19 protein-coding genes, 1 tRNA gene and 1 pseudogene are annotated in these 18,861 nt (G+C 68.8%); 10 read left to right on the forward strand and 11 right to left on the reverse strand.

The window, feature by feature from the left end:
* Nucleotides 1-64: 64 nt before the first annotated feature.
* The 3 genes from purH to Ga0080574_RS23860 are packed head-to-tail and all read right to left on the reverse strand — an operon-like array spanning nt 65 to nt 4,781.
* Entirely contained in the window at nt 65-1,654 is a 1,590-nt protein-coding gene (purH, locus tag Ga0080574_RS23850; protein ID WP_076705507.1) for a bifunctional phosphoribosylaminoimidazolecarboxamide formyltransferase/IMP cyclohydrolase, read from the reverse strand.
* A gap of 22 nt (nt 1,655-1,676) precedes the next feature.
* Entirely contained in the window at nt 1,677-3,425 is a 1,749-nt protein-coding gene (locus tag Ga0080574_RS23855) for a heparinase II/III family protein (protein ID WP_076705509.1), read from the reverse strand.
* A gap of 51 nt (nt 3,426-3,476) precedes the next feature.
* On the reverse strand, nt 3,477-4,781 hold the full coding sequence (locus Ga0080574_RS23860; protein ID WP_076705511.1) for an RsmB/NOP family class I SAM-dependent RNA methyltransferase: 1,305 nt from the start codon (nt 4,779-4,781) through the stop codon (nt 3,477-3,479).
* Between the two features lie 73 nt (nt 4,782-4,854).
* Between Ga0080574_RS23860 and Ga0080574_RS23865 the strand changes: the two genes are divergently transcribed.
* Nucleotides 4,855-5,052, forward strand: coding sequence for a DUF1674 domain-containing protein (locus Ga0080574_RS23865; RefSeq protein ID WP_076705513.1), 198 nt, complete (start codon nt 4,855-4,857; stop codon nt 5,050-5,052).
* Nucleotides 5,053-5,076: 24 nt separating this feature from the next.
* Here the strand turns inward: Ga0080574_RS23865 and Ga0080574_RS23870 are convergent, their stop codons facing one another.
* Nucleotides 5,077-5,934 carry a hypothetical protein gene (locus Ga0080574_RS23870; protein WP_076705515.1) on the reverse strand — a complete coding sequence of 286 codons (858 nt, stop codon included), beginning with the start codon at nt 5,932-5,934 and terminating at the stop codon, nt 5,077-5,079.
* A gap of 200 nt (nt 5,935-6,134) precedes the next feature.
* Complete coding sequence (gene dapB, locus Ga0080574_RS23875) at nt 6,135-6,950, reverse strand: 4-hydroxy-tetrahydrodipicolinate reductase (protein WP_076705517.1); 816 nt, start codon at nt 6,948-6,950, stop codon at nt 6,135-6,137.
* A 94-nt stretch (nt 6,951-7,044) separates the two neighbouring features.
* Between dapB and rbfA the strand changes: the two genes are divergently transcribed.
* The 7 genes from rbfA (at nt 7,045) to lpxK (ending at nt 13,030) form a co-directional block, all read left to right on the forward strand.
* Nucleotides 7,045-7,440, forward strand: a complete 396-nt coding sequence (gene rbfA, locus Ga0080574_RS23880) for a 30S ribosome-binding factor RbfA (protein ID WP_076705519.1) — start codon at nt 7,045-7,047, stop codon at nt 7,438-7,440.
* Between the two features lie 3 nt (nt 7,441-7,443).
* Nucleotides 7,444-8,190, forward strand: coding sequence for a phosphodiester glycosidase family protein (locus Ga0080574_RS23885; protein ID WP_076705520.1), 747 nt, complete (start codon nt 7,444-7,446; stop codon nt 8,188-8,190).
* Between the two features lie 112 nt (nt 8,191-8,302).
* Nucleotides 8,303-9,649 carry a TldD/PmbA family protein gene (locus Ga0080574_RS23890; protein ID WP_076705521.1) on the forward strand — a complete coding sequence of 449 codons (1,347 nt, stop codon included), beginning with the start codon at nt 8,303-8,305 and terminating at the stop codon, nt 9,647-9,649.
* Nucleotides 9,636-10,418 (forward strand): inositol monophosphatase family protein, encoded by a 783-nt coding sequence (locus Ga0080574_RS23895; protein ID WP_076705523.1) that lies wholly within the window; start codon nt 9,636-9,638, stop codon nt 10,416-10,418. The genes Ga0080574_RS23890 and Ga0080574_RS23895 overlap by 14 nt, the downstream gene beginning before the upstream one ends.
* Nucleotides 10,419-10,554: 136 nt before the next feature.
* Complete coding sequence (locus Ga0080574_RS23900; protein WP_076705525.1) at nt 10,555-10,797, forward strand: DUF4170 domain-containing protein; 243 nt, start codon at nt 10,555-10,557, stop codon at nt 10,795-10,797.
* A gap of 5 nt (nt 10,798-10,802) precedes the next feature.
* Nucleotides 10,803-12,038 (forward strand): 3-deoxy-D-manno-octulosonic acid transferase, encoded by a 1,236-nt coding sequence (locus Ga0080574_RS23905; protein ID WP_076705533.1) that lies wholly within the window; start codon nt 10,803-10,805, stop codon nt 12,036-12,038.
* The gene (gene lpxK, locus Ga0080574_RS23910) at nt 12,038-13,030 is read left to right on the forward strand and encodes a tetraacyldisaccharide 4'-kinase (RefSeq protein ID WP_076705535.1); all 993 of its coding nucleotides are present in this window, start codon (nt 12,038-12,040) and stop codon (nt 13,028-13,030) included. The genes Ga0080574_RS23905 and lpxK overlap by 1 nt, the downstream gene beginning before the upstream one ends.
* Before the next feature lie 64 nt (nt 13,031-13,094).
* Here the strand turns inward: lpxK and Ga0080574_RS23915 are convergent, their stop codons facing one another.
* Complete coding sequence (locus Ga0080574_RS23915; RefSeq protein WP_076705537.1) at nt 13,095-13,961, reverse strand: N-formylglutamate amidohydrolase; 867 nt, start codon at nt 13,959-13,961, stop codon at nt 13,095-13,097.
* Between the two features lie 201 nt (nt 13,962-14,162).
* Between Ga0080574_RS23915 and Ga0080574_RS23920 the strand changes: the two genes are divergently transcribed.
* A tRNA-Val gene (locus Ga0080574_RS23920) sits at nt 14,163-14,237 on the forward strand.
* Nucleotides 14,238-14,319: 82 nt separating this feature from the next.
* On the forward strand, nt 14,320-14,445 hold the full coding sequence (gene ykgO / locus Ga0080574_RS23925; protein WP_007792261.1) for a type B 50S ribosomal protein L36: 126 nt from the start codon (nt 14,320-14,322) through the stop codon (nt 14,443-14,445).
* A gap of 90 nt (nt 14,446-14,535) precedes the next feature.
* On the opposite strand, the gene Ga0080574_RS23930 is transcribed toward ykgO, so the two are convergent.
* From Ga0080574_RS23930 to rpsA, 5 genes and pseudogenes are all read right to left on the reverse strand, one after another.
* On the reverse strand, nt 14,536-15,360 hold the full coding sequence (locus tag Ga0080574_RS23930; RefSeq protein WP_076705544.1) for a transglutaminase family protein: 825 nt from the start codon (nt 15,358-15,360) through the stop codon (nt 14,536-14,538).
* Between the two features lie 93 nt (nt 15,361-15,453).
* Nucleotides 15,454-16,124 (reverse strand): annotated as a pseudogene (locus Ga0080574_RS23935) (phosphoribosylanthranilate isomerase).
* Between the two features lie 100 nt (nt 16,125-16,224).
* Nucleotides 16,225-16,575 (reverse strand): LapA family protein, encoded by a 351-nt coding sequence (locus tag Ga0080574_RS23940; RefSeq protein WP_076705547.1) that lies wholly within the window; start codon nt 16,573-16,575, stop codon nt 16,225-16,227.
* A 9-nt stretch (nt 16,576-16,584) separates the two neighbouring features.
* Nucleotides 16,585-16,866: an integration host factor subunit beta gene (ihfB, locus tag Ga0080574_RS23945; RefSeq protein ID WP_076705549.1), complete on the reverse strand. Its 282-nt coding sequence runs from the start codon at nt 16,864-16,866 to the stop codon at nt 16,585-16,587.
* 308 nt (nt 16,867-17,174) lie between these two features.
* Nucleotides 17,175-18,851, reverse strand: coding sequence for a 30S ribosomal protein S1 (gene rpsA, locus Ga0080574_RS23950; RefSeq protein WP_076705551.1), 1,677 nt, complete (start codon nt 18,849-18,851; stop codon nt 17,175-17,177).
* Nucleotides 18,852-18,861 lie beyond the last annotated feature (10 nt).

The raw sequence follows: 18,861 nt of genomic DNA on the forward strand, positions 1-18,861 counted from the left end.
CATCGCTCCGGCCCGCCCACCATACTGCGAGGAAAGCCCGCAAGGGCTTGACGAGCGCGCCGGCTCAGTGCCGGAAATGCCGCATCCCGGTGAACACCATCGCCAGCCCCGCCTCGTCGGCCGCCGCGATCACCTCGTCGTCGCGCATCGAGCCGCCCGGCTGGATCACCGTGCTGGCCCCCGCCGCCGCCGCTTCCAGCAGCCCGTCGGCAAAGGGGAAGAACGCGTCCGAAGCCACCGCCGAGCCCTTGGTCAGCGGCTCCGGCAGGCCCATCGCCTCGGCCATGCGCTCGGCCTTCTTGGCGGCGATCAGCGCCGAATCGAGCCGGCTCATCTGGCCCGCGCCGACACCCACGGTGGCGCCGTCCTTGACATAGACGATGGCGTTCGACTTGACGTGCTTGGCCACTTTCCAGGCAAAGAGCAGGTCGCGCAGCTCGGCCTCGGTGGGCTGGCGCTTGGTCACCACCTTCAGATCGTCGAGGCCGATCATCCCGGTGTCCTTGTCCTGCACCAGAAAGCCGCCCGCCACCTGACGATAGGTCAGCCCCGGCACGCCGGGATTGGCAACGCCGCTGGTGGTCAGCAGGCGCAGGTTCTTCTTCTTGGCAAAGATCTCCTTGGCCGCGTCGTCGGCGCCGGGGGCGATGACCACCTCGGTAAAGATCTCGGTGATCGCCTCGGCGGTCTCCGCATCCAGCTTGCCGTTCAGCGCCACGATGCCGCCGAAGGCCGAGGTGCGGTCGCAGTCGAACGCCTTCTGATAGGCGTCCTTCAGCGTCGCGCCCCTCGCCACGCCCGAGGGGTTGGCGTGCTTGATGATCGCCACCGCCGGCCCGTCCCCGGGCAGGAATTCCGACACCAGCTCAAAGGCGGCATCGGTGTCGTTGATATTGTTGTAGCTGAGCTCCTTGCCCTGTTGCTGCACCGCGTTCGCCACGCCCGGGCGACCGGAGCCGTCGCGGTAGAAGCTGGCGCTCTGATGCGGGTTCTCGCCATAGCGCAGGGTCTGGGCCAGTTCGCCGGCAAAGGCCCGGCGGCGCGGCGCCGCCTCGTCCAGCGCGCCCGCCATCCAGGCCGAGACGGCGCTGTCATAGGCGGCGGTGCGGGCATAGGCGGTCAGCGCCAGTTGCTGGCGGAACGCATAGCTCGTCGCGCCGTCATTGGCATCGAGTTCCGCCAGCAGCGGGGCGTAATCGGCCACATCCACCACCACATTGACGAAACCGTGGTTCTTGGCGGCGGCGCGGATCATCGCCGGGCCGCCGATGTCGATATTCTCGATGCAGGTCTCGTAATCGGCGCCCTTGGCCACCGTCTCCTCGAACGGGTAGAGATTGACCACCAGCAGGTCGATCTCGGGAATGCCATGGCCTTTCATCGCGCCCCGGTGTTCGGCATTGTCGCGCAGCGCCAGCAGCCCGCCATGAATGCGCGGATGCAGCGTCTTGACCCGCCCGTCCATCATCTCGGGAAACTCGGTGACCTCGGCCACGTCGCGCACCGCGACGCCCGCCTCGCGCAGCGCCTTCGCCGAGCCGCCGGTGGAGAGAATCTCGATCCCCCGCGCCGCGAGGGCCTCGCCCAGCTCGATCAGGCCGGTCTTGTCGGATACGGAAATCAGTGCGCGGGCGACTTTGTGCAGGTCAGGCATACGGTTGGGGTCCCCAGATGGTTCAATGCGTCGGCTCCGCCTCGTCCGTCGCCAGGTCGCGCACCGCAATCGCGGTGTCCTGCGCCTTGGCCAGAGACCAGCGGATGCGCGTCGCATACTCCATCGCGCGGCCGGATAAAACGATCTGTTTGGCGGCACGGGGCCGCAACCGGCCTTTTTCCAGGTAAACCGACGGCTCCAGCGTCAGCTCCGGCCCCGGATCGTAGCGAAACACCCAGATTTCCCCCGAGCGCAGCGCCAGCGAGACCGCGTTGCCGCCCATGTCGAGCTCTGCATCCACCTCCGGATGCAGGTGAAAGCGCAGTTGCCAGGGCAGGCCCGAGAGCTTCACCGCATCCATGCGCCGGTCGAACAGCTTCTTGTCGACATCGGTGAGCGTCATCAGCAGATCCTCGCCCACCAGCCCGCGCCCGTCGAAGGTCAGCTCCAGAATGCGCGCATGGGTCAGCCCGTGGGTCGTGCGATAGCCGTCATGGCCGCCCTCGAAGCGCAGCCCGTCCGATGCCTGCCCGATCTCCACCGGCACGTTCTGCGGCGCATCCTCCAGCAGCTCGCGCTCCACCCCGCCGACCCGCCGCGGCGGCGCCAGCCGCGCGCTGGAATACCCATCGAGACAAAGCGTCGAATGGCTGGGCGTGGCGCGGCCGGCGCGCCGCCAGTCCTCGCCAAAGACCGCGCCGGAGCCGCAGCTCACCACCAGCGGACGCCGCCCCGAGGTCAGCTCGAAGGCCAGCGTCGAGGCATGCGCATCCGCCGAGGCGCGCCCGCCCGGCGGCGGTGCCGCATCGACGATGACGCTGCTGCGCCCGGCAGAGAGCCGGGCATAGCCCATGGCCAGCCCCTCGGCCTGCCGCCTGCGGCTGCCCGAGGCCGCCAGCGCCTGATCGAGCCGCCCGTCGAGCCCGCGCCCGCCGCCCTGAAAGCGCGCCAGCCCGCCATCGGCATGGCGCAGCGCGCGCAGGGTCGGCGCGATCCGCCCAATGGCGGCCAGATGCGCGTCGTCGGGCACCGCGTCCGCCTCCTCCAGCGCCGCCTGCGCCCAGGTCAGCAGGGTGAACACCTCCAGCAGCTCTTCGGGGTTGCGGGTGGGAATGCCGCCCTGCGCATCCACCTGCCGGGTGCATTCCGCCCCCAGCGCACGGCGGGCAGGTTCCACATAAGCGCCCATGCCCTCCAGCGACAGCCCGGCATAGAGCAGCCCGGTCAGCGCCTCGAATCGCGGCAGCCCCGGCGCCGAGCTCTGCCAGCGGCGGCTGAGAAAGATCGTCTGGCAGGCCAGCGCGCGGTAGAAATCGCCGGATTTCTCGCTGTCGATGCCGCGCAGCACAAAAAGCGCGTGCTGGATCGAGCGGATCAGCCGCCGCCCGGCGAGCTCCGGCGCCCAGCCGGCGCCCTTGCCGCTGCCATAGCGTGCGATCCAGCCCCAGAGCCAGGTCTGCGCCACGCCGCGCGCCCGCGCATCGCCCGCCGCCGCCAGATCGTCGAGCCAGCGGAAACTGTGGATCTCTTCCTCCCAGGCGGCATCCGGCGTGTCGAGATCCCAGATCATCGCGCCGGGCGCCTCGACCAGATGGCCCGCGAACATCAGATTGCCGGCGCAAAGCTGCCGGCCCTTGGCGAAACTGCCGGTGCTGCGCGGTTCCTGCTGCGAGACGAATCCCAGCGCGGGACGGGAACGGGCGGCCATGCGCGCGTGAAAGCGGTTCAGAAACCGCGTCGCCGCGGCGGACCAGCTTTCCGTCTGTGACATGCGCCCTCGTGCCTCTCGCCCGCTCTTGCCGCGGCTGTTCTTGCGGCGATACTAACCAGTGGGGTCGGGCAAGTCACCTTGGAATGGCGCCGAACCGCCGGGTTTCCGCAGAACCGCCATGTAGAACCCGTCCATGCCGCCGCGTTCCGCCCAGAAATCGGGCCGCAGCCGCAGCCCGCCCTCGGGCGCGCGCCAGCCGGCCTCGACGCCCGGCGCCTCGGCCTGCAGCAGCTCAAGGCCCTCATGCCGCGCCAGCGCCGCCTCGATCTGGCATTCGCCCTCGTCGGGAATCAGCGAACAGGTGCAAAAGACCAACCGCCCGCCCGGCGCCAGCAGCGACAGCGCATGGTCGATCATCCTCTCCTGAAGCCCGATCAGCTCCGAGATCCCCTCGCCCTGTTTGGCATGTGGCAGGTCGGGGTGGCGCCGGATCGTGCCGGTGGCCGAACAGGGCGCATCGAGCAGCACGGCATCATATGTGCCCTGATGCTCCAGCGCGTCGCCTGCGACGATCTCGGCCCTGAGCCCGGTGCGGGCGAGGTTCTCCGCCACCCGCGCCAGCCGCGCCTCCGACAGATCGAGCGCGGTCACCTGCGCGCCCGCCGCCGCCAACTGCATCGTCTTGCCGCCGGGCGCCGCGCACATGTCCAGCACCCGCAGCCCCGCCACATCACCGAGCAGCCGCGCCGGCAGCGCGGCAGCGGCATCCTGCACCCACCAGTCGCCGGCCTCGTAACCCGGCAGCGCCGAGACCTGCCCGGCTTCCGCCAGCCGCACCGAGCCGGAGGGCAGCAGCACGCCGCCCACGGCCTGTGCCAGCGCCGCCGGATCGCCCTTTGCCGTCAGGTCGAGCGGCGCGCCGGCCAGATGGGCCGCCTCCATCGCCGCCACCGCCTTGCCGCCCCAGGCGGCGACCAGCGGCTCGCGCAGCCAGCGCGGCAGACGCGGCACGCGCAGCTTGGCCCATTGTGCCGGCCCGTCTGCACTGAGCTTGCGCAGCACCGCGTTGACCAGCCCCTTCATGCTCTGCGCCTTGCGGTCCTGCGCGACGATCTGCACGCAGTCATTCACCACCCCATGCGCGGCACCGCCGGTGCAGAGCTCCCAGGCGCCCAGCCGCAGCACGTTCCTGACGAAAAGCGGCGGCCCCTTGCGCAGATGCGGCTTCAGCAGCCGGTCGCAGCGTTCGAGATTGCGCAGCACCTCCTGCGCCATGCGCTGCGCCGCCGCGCGGTCGGGCGCGGAAAGCGCCTGCCAGGCCGGGCCCGACATCGCCTCGGACAAGAGCCGCCCCTGCCCCAGCACCTGGCCCAGCAGCGCCACGCATTGCACGCGGGCAGAGGAAATGGTCGGCATGAGGGCGGTCTCCGGGTTGTGTCGCGGGGCTGGCGGCGCATATATCAAGGGGATAGAGACGAGGAAAGCCGCCATGTCCGAAGACAACACCGCCCGCCCAGACCTGCCCCCCGCCGCGCAGCGCGCACTGGCCGAAGCCGCCGAACGCCGCAAGCAGGCCGAGATCGAGGCAGCGCGCGCACCGGCGCCGAAGGAATATGGCGGTCGCGACGGGCTTGACCCCGCGCGCTATGGCGACTGGGAGAAAAAGGGCATCGCCATCGACTTCTGAGCCGTGCGCCCCGGGCGCCCTGGCCTATCCGCCGGCCTTGTCGACCAGCGCGATGACCTTGTCGGAATCCCGGCGCAGCCAGTCGAGATCCGCCGGCAGCGCCGACGTATCGCAGGCCTTGACGAAATCCTGAAAATAGCTGTCGCGCCAGGTCCGCCGCCCGAGCAGCGATAGAAGCCGCGCGCGCCGGCCAAAGAAGAATTGCAGCAGCGACGCGGAGGCCGGTGTCTTGATCGTGGCGCTGAGGATCTTCGAGCTGTAGCGGATGACCGGCTTGGTCTCATCGGCAAAGGCCGAGGCCTCGACATGGTCGGCATATTTCAGCAGATCCTCCGCCGGGATGCCGCCGCCCAGCCGAAGCCCGTAATTGTTGCTCTGGAACGTGTAATGGAACGGCGTGGGTGCCCCCCAAACGAATTCCGGCTCCATCTCCGGGGTCACGAAGGTATAGGTCGGCAGCCCGATCCGCGGCAGCGGGCTGACCAGCACGTCAAACGCGCCGCCCTTCTCTGCCGCTGCTTCGGCATCCTTCGCGATATCGGGTGAAAAGAAATCGTCGTCATCGTGAAAATAGATGAGCGCATCGGGATGTCCCGCGACAATCTCGGCAAGCCGGGGGTCGTTCGCCTCGAGCGAGATCGAGGAGGGCACGCTGCGGATGCTCTGCTGAGAAATTTCAGCGACCGTCGCGCGGAAGGTAAAGAAATCGACCTTCTTGCTCTTGTTCCACTTGGCGATCAGGCGCGGCAGGTCTTTGGGAAACCCGGGGATATGTTCCTGCGGCACGTAGCGGCTGTCGTCGATCTTCAGCCCCTGCTGGTAATCGCGACTGAGCGATGCCCAGTCCGGCGAGCGCCGGCAAATGAAGATGATTTGGGTCAAAGCGGTCTCTTTCCTGAGATTGGTCGGGAAAATCAATATCTGGGAAGTACTTGCGTCGCCTCCGACTTACTTCATCACGCCCGGATCACCAACAGCTTTGACCTTGCAGATTGCGGAATAAGCCGGTTCCTGGGCCGGCACTGCCCGGAAAACATGCGCTCCCGCCGGGGCGCCGGGCGCAAGGCCCCGGCGCCACACGGTCAGTCTTCGAGACCGAGAACATCCAGCATGTCGTATTCGCCGGGCGCCTTGTCCTGCCCCCAGAGCGCGGCCTTGAGCGCACCACGGGCAAAGAGCGCGCGATCGGAAGCGATGTGCTTCAGCACGATGCGCTCGCCGGCGGTGGCAAAGATCACCTCGTGCTCGCCCACCACATCGCCGCCGCGAATGGCGTGAAAGCCGATATGGCCGCGCTCGCGCTTGCCGGTGATGCCGTCGCGGCCCCGGTCAGAAACCTCGTCCAGCGCCACGCCGCGCCCCTCGGCAGCGGCCTCGCCCAGCATCAGCGCGGTGCCCGAGGGCGCGTCGACCTTCTGGTTGTGATGCGACTCGACGATCTCGATATCCCAGTCCGCATCCAGCGCGGCGGCGACCTGCTGCGTGACCTTGGTCAGCAGGTTCACGCCGAGCGACATATTGCCGGCCCGCACGATCACCGCGTGGCGCGCCGCCACATGGATCTTGTGCAGATCCTCCGGCGACAGCCCGGTGGTGCCGATCACATGCACCGCCCGCGCCTGCGCGGCGAGCTCGGCAAAGGCAACGGTGGCAGCGGGCGCGGTGAAGTCGATCACCGCCTGCGCCTTGGCAAAGGCCTCCAGCGCGTCATCGGTCACCATCACGCCGTTTTCGGTGCCGCCCATGCAGATGCCCAGATCGCGGCCCACCCAGTCATGGCCCTCGCGTTCCAGCGCGCCGACAAGCGTCAGCCGGTCGCTCTTCTGCACCTCGCGGGCCAGCATCTGGCCCATGCGGCCCGACACCCCCGTCACCACGACACCCGGCTTTTCGGTCATCCTGCTCTCCAATCCCAATCGCGCGAAACCCGAGCCTCCTTACCGCGCGTCGGCGCGCTTGGCAAAGGGGCGGGCAAGCACTAAGTGGGAAGGCATGGGCAAGAACAGATTCCACGACGGGCACGGACCAAGCCAGCGCCAGCTGAGGGTCGGCGAACTCATTCGCCGGACGCTCTCGGATGTGCTGACGCGCGGCGATATCCACGATCCCGAACTCAACCGCCTGTCGATCACCGTGGGCGAGGTCACCGTCTCTCCCGACCTCAAGGTCGCCACCGCCTATGTCGTGCCGCTGGGCGGCGGCCATGCGGACGAGATGTTCGACCTGCTCAAGCGCAACAAATCCGAGCTGCGCCGCGCGGTGTCGAAAGGGCTGACGCTGAAATTCGCCCCCGAGCTGCGCTTCCGCCTCGACGAGACCTTCGACCGGCTCGACGAGACCCGCCGGCTTTTCGCGCAGGACGCGGTGCGCCGCGACCTGGAAGACTAGCCGGTGCGCGGCTGGCTCGCCGCCTGCGCGCTGCTGCTGGGCGCCCTGCCCGCGCTACCCGCCCGCGCCGTCACCTGCGAGAGCGTGGATTACGAGCGCAACCGCTACACGCTCTGCACCGTCGATGCCGAACACGAAGAACTGCGCGGCTTTCTGAACGCCCCCGACGGCACGCCCTGGGGACAGTTCGCCACGCTCGACGCATCGCTGCGCGCCGAGGGCGAGACGCTGGTCTTTGCCATGAATGGCGGCATGTATCACGAGGATCGCGCGCCGGTCGGCTATTATGTCGAGGGCGGCGAGGAGGCGATGCGCGTCATCTCCAACGCCGGCCCGGGCAATTTCGGGCTGCTGCCCAATGGCATCTTCTGCATCCGCGAGGACCGCGCCGACGTGATCGAGACGCGCACCTTTCTGCGCGACCGGCCCGAGTGCCGCTATGCGCAGCAATCGGGGCCGATGCTGGTGGTCGACGGCGAATTGCACCCGCGCTTCCTGCCCGACAGCACATCGCGCTATATGCGCAACGGCGTCGGCACCTCGGAAGACGGCAAGAGGGCCGTTTTCGCGATCTCCGAAAGCGCGGTGACCTTCCACGAATTCGCCTCGCTGTTCCGCGACAGGCTGGGCCTGCCGCAGGCGCTGTTTCTCGACGGCAATGTCTCGCGGCTCTGGGCGCCGGAGATCGGCCGCCGCGATATCGGGCGCGCGCTGGGGCCGATCCTCGGCGTGGTCGCAAAGACCGAGTAGCGGGCGCCCCCCCCGCACCGGTAGCGCCACAGCGCAGACCAATCCGGCGCCTTTTCCTTGCACAGCGCCGCCGCGCGGCCTACCTCGGAGAACGACCCGAGACGGAGAACACATGACCCGCCCCCTCGATACCTTGACCGATGCCCTCCTGTCCGCCGCCCGCAAGGCCGGCGCCGATGCTGCCGATGCGCTGGCGGTCGCTGGCAGCGCCACCGAAATCGACGTACGCAACGGCACGCTGGAACAGGCCGAGCGCTCGGAGGGCACCGATATCGGGCTGCGGGTCTTTGTCGGCAGGCGCACGGCGGTGGTTTCGGCCTCCGACACGCGCGACGAAACACTGGCGGCGATGGCCGAACGCGCCGTCGCCATGGCCCGCGAGGCGCCCGAAGATCCCTATGCCGGGCTCGCCGATCCGGACCAGCTTGCCCGCGACTGGGATGCCGACGCGCTCGAGATGTGCGACCCGGCGCCGGAGCCCGCCCCGGCGGCGCTTCAGGAGGATGCCTGCGCCGCCGAGGCCGCCGCGCTTGGCGTCGCGGGCATCGGGCAGGTGCAGGCGGCCAGCGCCGGCTACGGGCGGCGGCAGGTGCATCTGGCCACCAGCAACGGTTTTTCCGGCGGCTATATGCGCAGCTCGCGCTCGGTGTCCTGCGTCGCCATCGCCGGCGAAGGGCTGGCGATGGAACGCGATTACGACGGCGACGGGCGCACCTTCCAGAGCGACCTGCGCGCGCCCGAGGAAATCGGCCGCAGCGCTGCCGAGCGCGCGCTGGAGCGGCTGAACCCGCGCAAACCCAAGACCGGTGCCTATCCGGTGCTCTTCGATGAGCGCATCGCCGGCGCGCTGATCGGCCATCTGATCGCGGCGGCCAACGGCGCGGCGGTGGCGCGCGGCGCGTCCTGGCTGCGCGACGCCCTGGGGCAAGAGGTGCTGCCGGCGGAGCTGTCGCTGATCGAGGATCCACACCGCCCGCGCATCTCAGGCTCCCGCCCCTTCGATGCCGAAGGCCTGCCGACGCAGCGCCGCGCCCTCGTCGAGAACGGCGTGCTGACCGGCTATACGCTCGATCTGGCCAATGCCCGCAAGCTGGATATGGCGCCCACCGGCAATGCCGCGCGCGGCACCTCGGGCGGGCCTTCGCCCAGCACCTGGAATCTCGAGCTGACCCAGGGGTCGCAGAGCCGCGCGGACCTGATCGCCGAGATGGGCACCGGGTTGATCGTGACCTCGATGATCGGCGCCACGATCAACCCCAATACCGGCGATTATTCGCGCGGGGCGGCGGGGCTCTGGGTCGAGAACGGCGTGCCGGCCTATGCGGTCTCGGGTGTGACCATCGCCGGCAATCTGCGCGACATGCTGCGCCGGATGACGCCCGCGAACGACGCCCGGCCCTGGCTGTCGCGCGTGGTGCCCTCGCTGCTGGTGGAGGGGCTGACCCTTGCCGGAGAGTGATCTCGCGCTGCTCATGCGCGCCGCCCAGGCGGCGGCCGAAACCGCGACGCGCTTTATCGGTGCCGAAATCAATGTGCGCCACAAGCCCGACGACGGCAGCCCGGTGACCGATGCCGACATGGCGGTGAACGCGGTGCTTGCGGAAATCCTGCGCGGCGCCCGCCCCGGCTATGGCTGGCTCAGCGAGGAGAGCGCCGACGATCCCGCCCGGCTGGCGGCGCAAAAGGTCTTCATCGTTGATCCGATCGACGGCACCCGCAGCTTCATCGAGGGCTCGGACAGCTGGGCGCATTCCATCGCCGTGGCCGAGGACGGAGAGATCACCGCCGCCGTGGTCTTCCTGCCGCTGCGCGACAAGCTCTATACGGCAGAGGCCGGTGAAGGCGCGCGGCTCAACGACCGCCGCCTGCGCGCCGGCAGCGCCGCGACGCTGGAGAGCGCGCATGTGCTGGCGACCAAGCCGGCGCTCGACCCAACCCACTGGCGGCAGGGCACGCCCGCCACCACGCGCAGCCACCGCCCCTCCATCGCCTACCGGCTGGGGCTGGTGGCCGAGGGGCGCTATGATGCGATGTTCACCTTCCGCCCGTCCTGGGAATGGGACATCGCCGCCGGCGCGCTGCTGCTCGCGGAAGCCGGCGCGCGGCTGACCGACCGGCGCGGCGATGCGATCCGCTTCAACGCCGAGAAACCGCTGCATGAGGGGGTGGTTGCCGCCAACCCGGCACTGCACGCGGATATCGTCGCGCGGCTGCGGCAGATGCCCTGAGCGCTCCACCCGTCCGCAAATTTCTTCGAAGAAATTTGCAAAAGTTTTCGAAAACTTTTGCACCGCCGCCTCCGCGCTTGACCTCGCCCGGCCAGCCCGTAGGTTGCCCCCGTCAGCACGGGAAAGGACATCAAGGATGGTTCAGCGACTGCACCTCGTCTTCGGCGGCGAACTCGTGACCCCGGAAAAGAACACCTTCAAGAATGTCGACGACATCCATATCGTCGGCATCTTCCCCGATTACGCCAGCGCCCATGATGCCTGGAAGGCCGAGGCGCAGCGCACCGTCGACAACGCCCATATGCGCTATTACATCGCGCATCTGCACCGGCTGCGCGACGAGGAGACCGAGGCCTCGACCACCGAGGAGCTCGGCTGACAGCCTTGACGCGCAAACCCTTCGCGCTTTCGGCCTATCTGGCCTTTGCCCGCGGACGCCCCGCAACGCCCATGCCTCCGGCGCCTTCCCGGCCCGAGGGGCCGTTGCTCTGGGCGCATGCGGACAGTGCCGAGGCCGCGCGCGCACTCTCGGCGCTCGCCGTGCGGATGCAGAGCCAGCGCCCGGAAATCACCCTGCTGCTCACCCATCCGCCCGGCATGGCCGTGCCCGCCGGCGCCCCCGACCGCATCGTGCTGCCGCTGCCCGTCGACAGCCTGGCCAATGCCCAGGCCTTCGCCGATCACTGGGGCCCGGATCTGGGGCTCTGGACCGGCCAGCTCCTGGCGCCCGCGCTGCTGGCGCGGACCTCCGCCATCGGCACGCGGATGATCCATCTCGGGGCACGCAACGAGATCTGGACGACCCCCGCGCCGCTCTGGGTGCCCGATTGCACCGGCGCCGCGCTGACGCTGTTCGACCGGATCTTTGCCGAGGACAGTGCCGCGCTGCGTCGCCTGCGCCGCCTGGGGCTGAGCGACAGCCGGCTGCGCAGCGCCGGTCCGCTCAGCGAGACCGCGCCGCCGCTCGACTGTCCGCCGGCGCTGCACGAAGAGCTGGCGCAGGCGCTCTCGGGCCGCCCGGTCTGGCTCGCCGCCAAGATCCGCGCCGATGAGGCCTCGGACATCCTGCGCGCCCATCGCCGCGCCACGCGGCTCGCCCACCGGCTGCTGCTGGTCCTGGTGCCGGCAACGGCAGAGGACGGGGTCGCCATCGCCGGCACGGCAAGTGCCTCGGACCTGCGCATCGCCAGCTGGGAGAGCGGCGACATGCCCGATGAGAACTGCCAGGTGCTGCTCACCGCCGATGCCGCCGATCTGGGGCTCTGGTACCGGCTCGCTCCCATCGTCTTCCTCGGCGGCTCGCTGCGCGCCGGCCATGGCGGCGAAGACCCGCTGGAGGCCGCCGCCCATGGCGCCGCCCTGCTCTACGGCCCGAATGTCAGGCGCCACCTTTCCGCCTATACGCGGCTGGTCGATGCCGGCGCCGCACGCATCGTGCGCGATTTCGACACGCTGGCGACGGCGGTGTCGCAGCTCATTGCGCCCGACCGCGCGGCTGCCATGGCCCATGCCGGCTGGGATGTGGTCAGCCAGGGCGCGGCGCTCACCGACGAGGTGATCGCGCTGATCTTTCAGTGGCTCGATGGCGATGGCGGCGACGGCGCCGGAGAGGCCGCCTGATGCGCCCGCCCGGCTTCTGGTACACGCCCCCCTCCCGGCCCGGCTGGCAGGCCCGTCTGCTGGCGCCGCTGGGCGCGCTGACCGCGCGGGCGACCGCCCGTCGCGTCGCGCGGCAGGCAGGGCTTGCCCCCGGCGTGCCGGTGATCTGCGTCGGCAACCTCAATGCCGGCGGCACCGGCAAGACCCCCACGGTCATCGCACTGATCGAACGGCTCTCTGCGCGCGGCCTGGTGGTGCATGTGGTCTCGCGCGGCCATGGCGGGCGGCTGAGCGGCCCGGTGCAGGTTGATCCACGCCGGCATGGGGCGGCGGATGTGGGCGACGAGCCGTTGCTGCTCGCCGCCTTCACCCCGGTCTGGGTGGCGCGCGACCGCGCCGCCGGCGCCCGCGCCGCCGTGACCGCCGGGGCGCAGGTCATCCTGCTGGATGACGGTTTCCAGAACCCCGGCCTGCAAAAGGATCTGTCGCTGATCGTGGTCGATGCCGCCAAGGGCTTCGGCAACGGGCGCTGCCTGCCCGCCGGCCCCCTGCGCGAGCCGGTCCCCGCAGGTCTCGCCCGCGCCGATCTGTTGCTCTCCATCGGCCCCGGCCCGGCGCAACGTCAGTTCGCCGCGAGCTGGGGCGACAGAATCGCCCTGCCGCATCTGACCGGCCGGCTGGAGCCGCTGCAAACCGGCATGGACTGGGCCGATATGCGCGCCTTTGCCTTTGCCGGGATCGGCCACCCCGAGAAGTTCTTCGCCACCCTGAAAGGCCTCGGCGCCGAATTGGCTGGTACCCAAGCGCTCGACGACCACCAGCCCTTCACCCCGGCGCTGCTGACCCGGCTGGAAACCGACGCGGCACGGCTCGGCGCGCAGCTTGTGACCACGGAAAAGGACGCGGTACGGCTGCCCGACGCCTTCCGCCCCAAGGTGCTGACCCTGCCCGTGCGATTGCAGATCGACGATGCGGGGCCACTCGACACCGCACTGAACCGGCTGTTTCCCTGACCGCCCGCGCCCAAATTTCTTCGAAGAAATTTGCAAAAGTCTTCGAAGACTTTTGCCCCCGCCCCTATTCCGCCGCCAGCGGCTGTTCCGCATCGCGGTGGCCGATGGCAGCGATTTCCGCCACCACCCCGCGCAAGAGCCGCCGGAACGCCTGGAACCGCGCATTCGGCCGGATCCGCGCCTCATCCATATAGATCGACCGGTCGATCTCCACCTGGATGGCGTGCTGGCCGCGCGACGGTCGCCCATAGGCCTGGGTCACATAAGCCCCGGCAAAGGGCGTGTTGCGCACCACCGCCAGCCCCGCCCCGGCAAAGGCCGCCTCGACCCGCGCCACGATCTCCGGCGCGGCAGAGGCGCCGAACCGGTCGCCGATCACGATCTCCGGGCGCCGTCCGGAGCTGCGCGCCACACCCTCCACCGCCTCATGCGGCATCGAGTGGCAATCGATCAGAATCGCCTCACCATGCTGCTCCCGCGCGCTCTCGAGCAACCCGCGCAGCTGCTGGTGATAGGGGTGCCAGTAGCGCGAGATCCGTCGCTCCGCCTCCGCCAACGGCAGCTTGCCGCGATAGATCGCCCGACCGTTCGCCACCACCCGCGGCACCACGCCCAGCCCGCTCGACACGCGCGGATTGTGCCCGCCGCGCCGCACCCCTTCGATCAGCGCGGGATCGAGCTCGTCCACCGAGCGATTGAGGTCGATGAAGGCGCGCGGCGCCCCGGCGCGCAGCAGCGGCGCGCCGAATTGCGGCGCGCAGTCGAAAAGCCGGTCGACAAAGGCATCCTCCGAAGAGCGGATCGACTGTTCGTCGAGAACCGTGCCGCGCAGGAAGCTCCACGGGTAATCGCGCCCCGAATGCGGTGATGCGAAGACCACGCAGGAGGTGGCCGCCTCCGGCAGATCGAGGTGATAGGCGACTTTCGGCATTCGGGCTCCTTCCGCGCCAGTTTAGCCCCATTTGCATCCCCGCCAAAAGCCCGTTTTACAGACAGTTAGGAAACCGGGAAAAGCTCTGGAAAAGCGCTTGCCACCGCTCCCGACTCCTTTTATAGAGCGCTCCACCGGCGCGGTTCCTCCGCGCCCCGTTTTATTCTGGGGCAAGGGGAACAGGATCGCGCGGTCCATAACGGGCGGTTAGCTCAGCGGTAGAGCACTACGTTGACATCGTAGGGGCCACTGGTTCGATCCCAGTACCGCCCACCATGGACATCACTCCCCGCGGCCTCGTGCCACGGGAAACCGCAACGCCAGGCGCTCGCGCGCCGCGACAAGAGGAGAGACCGAAATGAAGGTCGCAAACTCGCTCCGCTCGCTCAAAAAGCGCCATCGCGACTGTCGCGTTGTGCGCCGCAAGGGCCGTGTCTACGTGATCAACAAGACCCAGCGTCGCTTCAAGGCCCGTCAGGGCTGAAGCGTCCGAAGATCGCGACGAACGGAACTGGCCGCCCTTTCGGGTGGCCTTTCTGTTTTTGGCACAGCGGTTTTCCATCCAGTCCCTCGCTCAATCCTCGGCGACGATCTCGAGGCGGTAACGCAGGCTCGTGCCCATCGGCGCGCCGTAATAGCCCCCCTCCACCGGCATGGTTTCCGCCTGTTCCGGCGCGGCACAGAGCGCCACATGACCATCGCTCACCCGCGTGCCGTGGGTGGGGTCGTAGCCGCGCCAGCCAAGCCCCGGCAGGAAGGCCTCGGGCCAGGCATGCAGGTGCCGCTTGCCGTCGACGCTCTCCGCCCGCGCCTGATAGCCGCTGACAAAGCGCGCCGGGATCCCCATGAGCCGGCAGCAGGCGATGAACAGCACCACCAGATCCCGGCAGGCCCCCACCGCGCGCAGCAGCGTCTCCTCCGGGCTCTGGGCATAGCCGGTGTCGCGAATGCGCCGGTCGGTGCGCTCATAAAGCGCCCGCGTCAACGCATCGAGAAAGGCCGGCGCCTCGCCCCGCGACGCCGCCATCAGCAGACGCGCGAAATCCCGCACCGCCGCGCCGGGATCGGTCGCCCCGAGATAGGGCGCCAGCGCCGCCCCCTCCCCGTGCCACGGTAACGGCGGCAACGAAGCGTCCGCGGCCAGCGGCGCCTGCGTCTCGATCTCGAACTGGCTGTCGATGCGCAGCGCGCTGGCCGGATCGCCGAACTCCACCAGCGTCAGCACATTGCCATGGGCATCCTCGATCTCGCGCAGCGCCGCCGGCTCCGGCTCGATCACCAGCCCGCGCAACAGCAGCCGCCCGGCCTCGCCGCGCGGCGTCAGCCGCAACCGGTGCGGCGCCAGCGCGACCGGCGCCTCGTAGCTGTAGACTGTCTCATGACGGACCGAAAACCGCATCGCTGCCTCCCCGCATCCCCGGCAGTGAAGCATCGCAAACCATCGCAGCGCCAGCCAAATCCGCGGCCCGCACAGCCTCGACGCGCGCCCTGCCTAGAGGCGCGGCACCGCGCCTTCGCCCCCGCCGCCAGCGCTGCCTTGACGAAGGCCGCGATGCGTTCGGGATCCTTCACCCCGGGCGCCGACTCGACCCCGGAAGAGACATCCACCTGCCGCGCCCCGGTCATCGCCACCGCCCGGCCGACGGTCTCCGGCGTCAGCCCGCCCGCCAGCATCCACGGGCAGGGCCAGCGCCGCCCGGCGATCAGCCGCCAGTCGAAGGCCAGACCGTTGCCGCCCGGCAGCGCCGCGCCCTTCGGCGCCTTGGCATCCACCAGAAGCTGATCCGCCACCCTGCCGTACTCCAAGAGCGCCGGCAGATCCGCCTCGCTGGCGACACCCACCGCCTTCATCACCGGCAAGCCATAGCGCGCCCGGATCTCGGCCACCCGCGCCACGCTCTCGCGCCCGTGCAGCTGCACCATATCGAGCGGCACCGCCTCCAGGATCTCGTCGAGCAGCGCATCCTCCGGATCCACCACGAGCCCGACCTTGGCGAGCCCCACCGGCGCCGCCAGCGCCAGCGCGCGCGCCTCCGCCACGCTCACGCAGCGCGGGCTCCTGGCAAAGAACACCAGCCCGGCATAACGGGCCCCGGCCCGCGCCACGGCGTCCATGTCCTCGGGCCGTGTCAGCCCGCAGATCTTTACGCGAATATCATCCATCCCGCACCAGCCCAGCGGTTTTCCATTGGCCCCAAATATCCCGGGGACGCCGCCCAGCGGGCGGCGGGGGCAGCGCCCCGAAAGGCGCCCCTGCCCGGTCTCAGGCGCTCTGGTCGAGAATCGCCAGAACCTCGTCCTTGTCCTTGTCGCGCTCGGCCTGGGTCTTTTTCAGCTCGCGCTCGAGCTTGCGCAGCTCGGTCTTGCGCTGCGCGGCGGCGGCGCGGTGCTTGTGCTCGCGCAGCCATTCCCAGAAGAACCCGATCAGCAGCCCGGCGACGATGCCGCCGAAAAACACCAGAAACACCGGCACGTTCAGCGATTGCTGGAAATTCACCAGCGCCGCCAGCTCCTCCGGCAGCAGCATCAGCTCCACCATGGAGCGGTTGGCCATGGCGATGGCCACGAGGACGACCGCGAGGACGCCCAGGAACGCGTAGCGAATATAGCGCATAGGTCTGCCTTACTTTCCGTTCAGCCGGTCGCGCAGGAGCTTGCCCGTCTTGAAGAAGGGCACATGCTTTTCCTCGACATCGACCGCTTCGCCGGTCCGGGGGTTCCGGCCCAGCCGCGCGTCGCGCTTCTTGACCGAAAAGGCCCCGAAGCCGCGCAGTTCGACCCGGTCGCCCCGGGCCATGGCATTGGTGATCTCCTCAAAGATCGTATTCACGATCCTCTCCACGTCCCGCTGGTAGAGATGCGGATTCTCCTCCGCGATCTTCTGGATCAATTCTGATCTGATCATCCTCACACATCCCCTCAAGGCGTCTTTTCGCGCGCCCCTCTTCTACGACACTCCGGCCGCCCCCGCCAAACGGAAAGCTCGAGATAGCCGAAAAAAGCCATGAATAGCAGCGCTTTGACGCGGGGTTCGGCGGGGCTTCGCCGGATCGGCCGCGCCCGCACCCGATTGCTGCGGCGCAGCTAGCGCAGGTGCGCCGGACGATTCGGCGCGCGCCCGCGGCAGCATCGCGCCCCGGAGGCGCACATGAAAAGGCCCCGCCGGATCGCTCCGGCGGGGCCTCTCGTCTCTTGCGCGAGCGCGCGTCAGGCTCAGTTGTCGCCTTTCAGCGCCGCGCCCAGGATGTCGCCCAGCGATGCGCCGGAGTCCGAGGAGCCGTACTGTTCCACGGCCTCTTTCTCTTCGGCGATCTCGCGTGCCTTGATCGACAGGCCCAGACGGCGGGTCTTGCTGTCGATATTGGTGACGCGCACGTCGATCTTGTCACCGACCGAGAAGCGCTCGGGGCGCTGCTCTGCGCGGTCACGCGACAGGTCGGAGCGGCGGATGAAGGATTTCATGCCTTCGTATTCCACCTCGATGCCGCCATCCTCGATCGCGGTGACCTCGACGGTCACGATCGAGCCGCGCTTCACGCCGCCAACCGCATCGGCGAACTTGTCGCCGCCCAGGGCCTTGATCGAGAGCGAGATGCGCTCCTTGTCGGTGTCCACTTCGGTGACCACGGCCTGAACCACGTCGCCCTTGCGGTATTCCTGGATGGCTTCCTCGCCGCGCTGATCCCAGCTGAGATCCGAGAGGTGCACCATGCCGTCGATCTCGCCGTCGAGGCCGATGAACAGACCGAATTCGGTGATGTTCTTGACCTCGCCTTCGACCTGCGTGCCCTCGGGGTGGGTCTCGGAGAAGACTTCCCACGGGTTGCGCATGGTCTGCTTGAGGCCGAGCGACACGCGGCGCTTGGCCGGGTCGATCTCGAGCACCATGACGTCCACTTCCTGCGAGGTGGAGACGATCTTGCCGGGGTGCACGTTCTTCTTGGTCCAGGACATTTCCGAGACGTGAACGAGGCCCTCGACGCCCGGCTCCAGCTCCACGAAGGCACCGTAATCGGTGATGTTCGTGACGCGGCCCTTGTGGACCGAGCCCAGCGGGAACTTGACGGCAACCAGATCCCACGGATCTTCCTGGAGCTGCTTCATGCCCAGGCTGATACGGTGGGTTTCCTTGTTGATCTTGATGACCTGGACTTTGACGGTCTCGCCGATCGACAGGATCTCGGAGGGGTGGTTCACACGGCGCCATGCCATGTCGGTGACGTGCAGCAGGCCGTCGACACCGCCCAGGTCAACAAACGCACCGTATTCGGTGATGTTCTTGACCACGCCGTCGACCGTCTGGCCTTCGGAGAGGTTCGAGATGACCTCGGCACGCTGTTCGGCGCGGCTCTCTTCGAGGATCGCGCGGCGCGAGACAACGATGTTGCCGCGGCGACGGTCCATCTTGAGGATCTGGAACGGCTGCTTGAGACCCATGAGCGGGCCGGCGTCGCGCACCGGGCGCACATCGACCTGGGAGCCGGGCAGGAAGGCCACGGCACCGCCGAGATCGACGGTGAAGCCGCCCTTGACGCGACCGAAGATCGCACCTTCGACACGGGCGTCGTCGGCATAGGCTTTTTCGAGACGGTCCCAGGCTTCTTCGCGGCGGGCCATCTCGCGGGAGATGACGGCTTCGCCGCGGGCGTTCTCGGCGGCGCGGAGATAGACTTCGACCTCATCGCCGACGGTGATGTCGGGCGCTTCGCCGGGATTCGCGAATTCCTTGAGTTCGACGCGGCCTTCCATCTTGTAGCCGACATCGATGATGGCCTGGCCCGCTTCGATCGCGATGACCTTGCCCTTGACGACAGTGCCCTCATCGGGCGTGTCCATTTCGAGGCTTTCATTAAGGAGGGCCTCGAATTCCTCCATGGTTGCGTTAGCCATGTGGCGTTAT

The sequence above is a fragment of the Salipiger abyssi genome (assembly GCF_001975705.1).
Lineage (GTDB): Bacteria > Pseudomonadota > Alphaproteobacteria > Rhodobacterales > Rhodobacteraceae > Salipiger > Salipiger abyssi.

What these genes read in the sequence shown, in the direction of transcription:
- purH (WP_076705507.1), bottom strand. Translation starts at nt 1,654, where the DNA reads ATGCCTGACCTGCACAAAGTCGCCCGCGCACTGATTTCCGTATCCGAC.
- Ga0080574_RS23855 (WP_076705509.1), bottom strand. Translation starts at nt 3,425, where the DNA reads ATGTCACAGACGGAAAGCTGGTCCGCCGCGGCGACGCGGTTTCTGAAC.
- Ga0080574_RS23860 (WP_076705511.1), bottom strand. Translation starts at nt 4,781, where the DNA reads ATGCCGACCATTTCCTCTGCCCGCGTGCAATGCGTGGCGCTGCTGGGC.
- Ga0080574_RS23865 (WP_076705513.1), top strand. Translation starts at nt 4,855, where the DNA reads ATGTCCGAAGACAACACCGCCCGCCCAGACCTGCCCCCCGCCGCGCAG.
- dapB (WP_076705517.1), bottom strand. Translation starts at nt 6,950, where the DNA reads ATGACCGAAAAGCCGGGTGTCGTGGTGACGGGGGTGTCGGGCCGCATG.
- rbfA (WP_076705519.1), top strand. Translation starts at nt 7,045, where the DNA reads ATGGGCAAGAACAGATTCCACGACGGGCACGGACCAAGCCAGCGCCAG.
- Ga0080574_RS23890 (WP_076705521.1), top strand. Translation starts at nt 8,303, where the DNA reads ATGACCCGCCCCCTCGATACCTTGACCGATGCCCTCCTGTCCGCCGCC.
- Ga0080574_RS23900 (WP_076705525.1), top strand. Translation starts at nt 10,555, where the DNA reads ATGGTTCAGCGACTGCACCTCGTCTTCGGCGGCGAACTCGTGACCCCG.
- lpxK (WP_076705535.1), top strand. Translation starts at nt 12,038, where the DNA reads ATGCGCCCGCCCGGCTTCTGGTACACGCCCCCCTCCCGGCCCGGCTGG.
- Ga0080574_RS23915 (WP_076705537.1), bottom strand. Translation starts at nt 13,961, where the DNA reads ATGCCGAAAGTCGCCTATCACCTCGATCTGCCGGAGGCGGCCACCTCC.
- ykgO (WP_007792261.1), top strand. Translation starts at nt 14,320, where the DNA reads ATGAAGGTCGCAAACTCGCTCCGCTCGCTCAAAAAGCGCCATCGCGAC.
- Ga0080574_RS23930 (WP_076705544.1), bottom strand. Translation starts at nt 15,360, where the DNA reads ATGCGGTTTTCGGTCCGTCATGAGACAGTCTACAGCTACGAGGCGCCG.
- Ga0080574_RS23940 (WP_076705547.1), bottom strand. Translation starts at nt 16,575, where the DNA reads ATGCGCTATATTCGCTACGCGTTCCTGGGCGTCCTCGCGGTCGTCCTC.
- ihfB (WP_076705549.1), bottom strand. Translation starts at nt 16,866, where the DNA reads ATGATCAGATCAGAATTGATCCAGAAGATCGCGGAGGAGAATCCGCAT.
- rpsA (WP_076705551.1), bottom strand. Translation starts at nt 18,851, where the DNA reads ATGGCTAACGCAACCATGGAGGAATTCGAGGCCCTCCTTAATGAAAGC.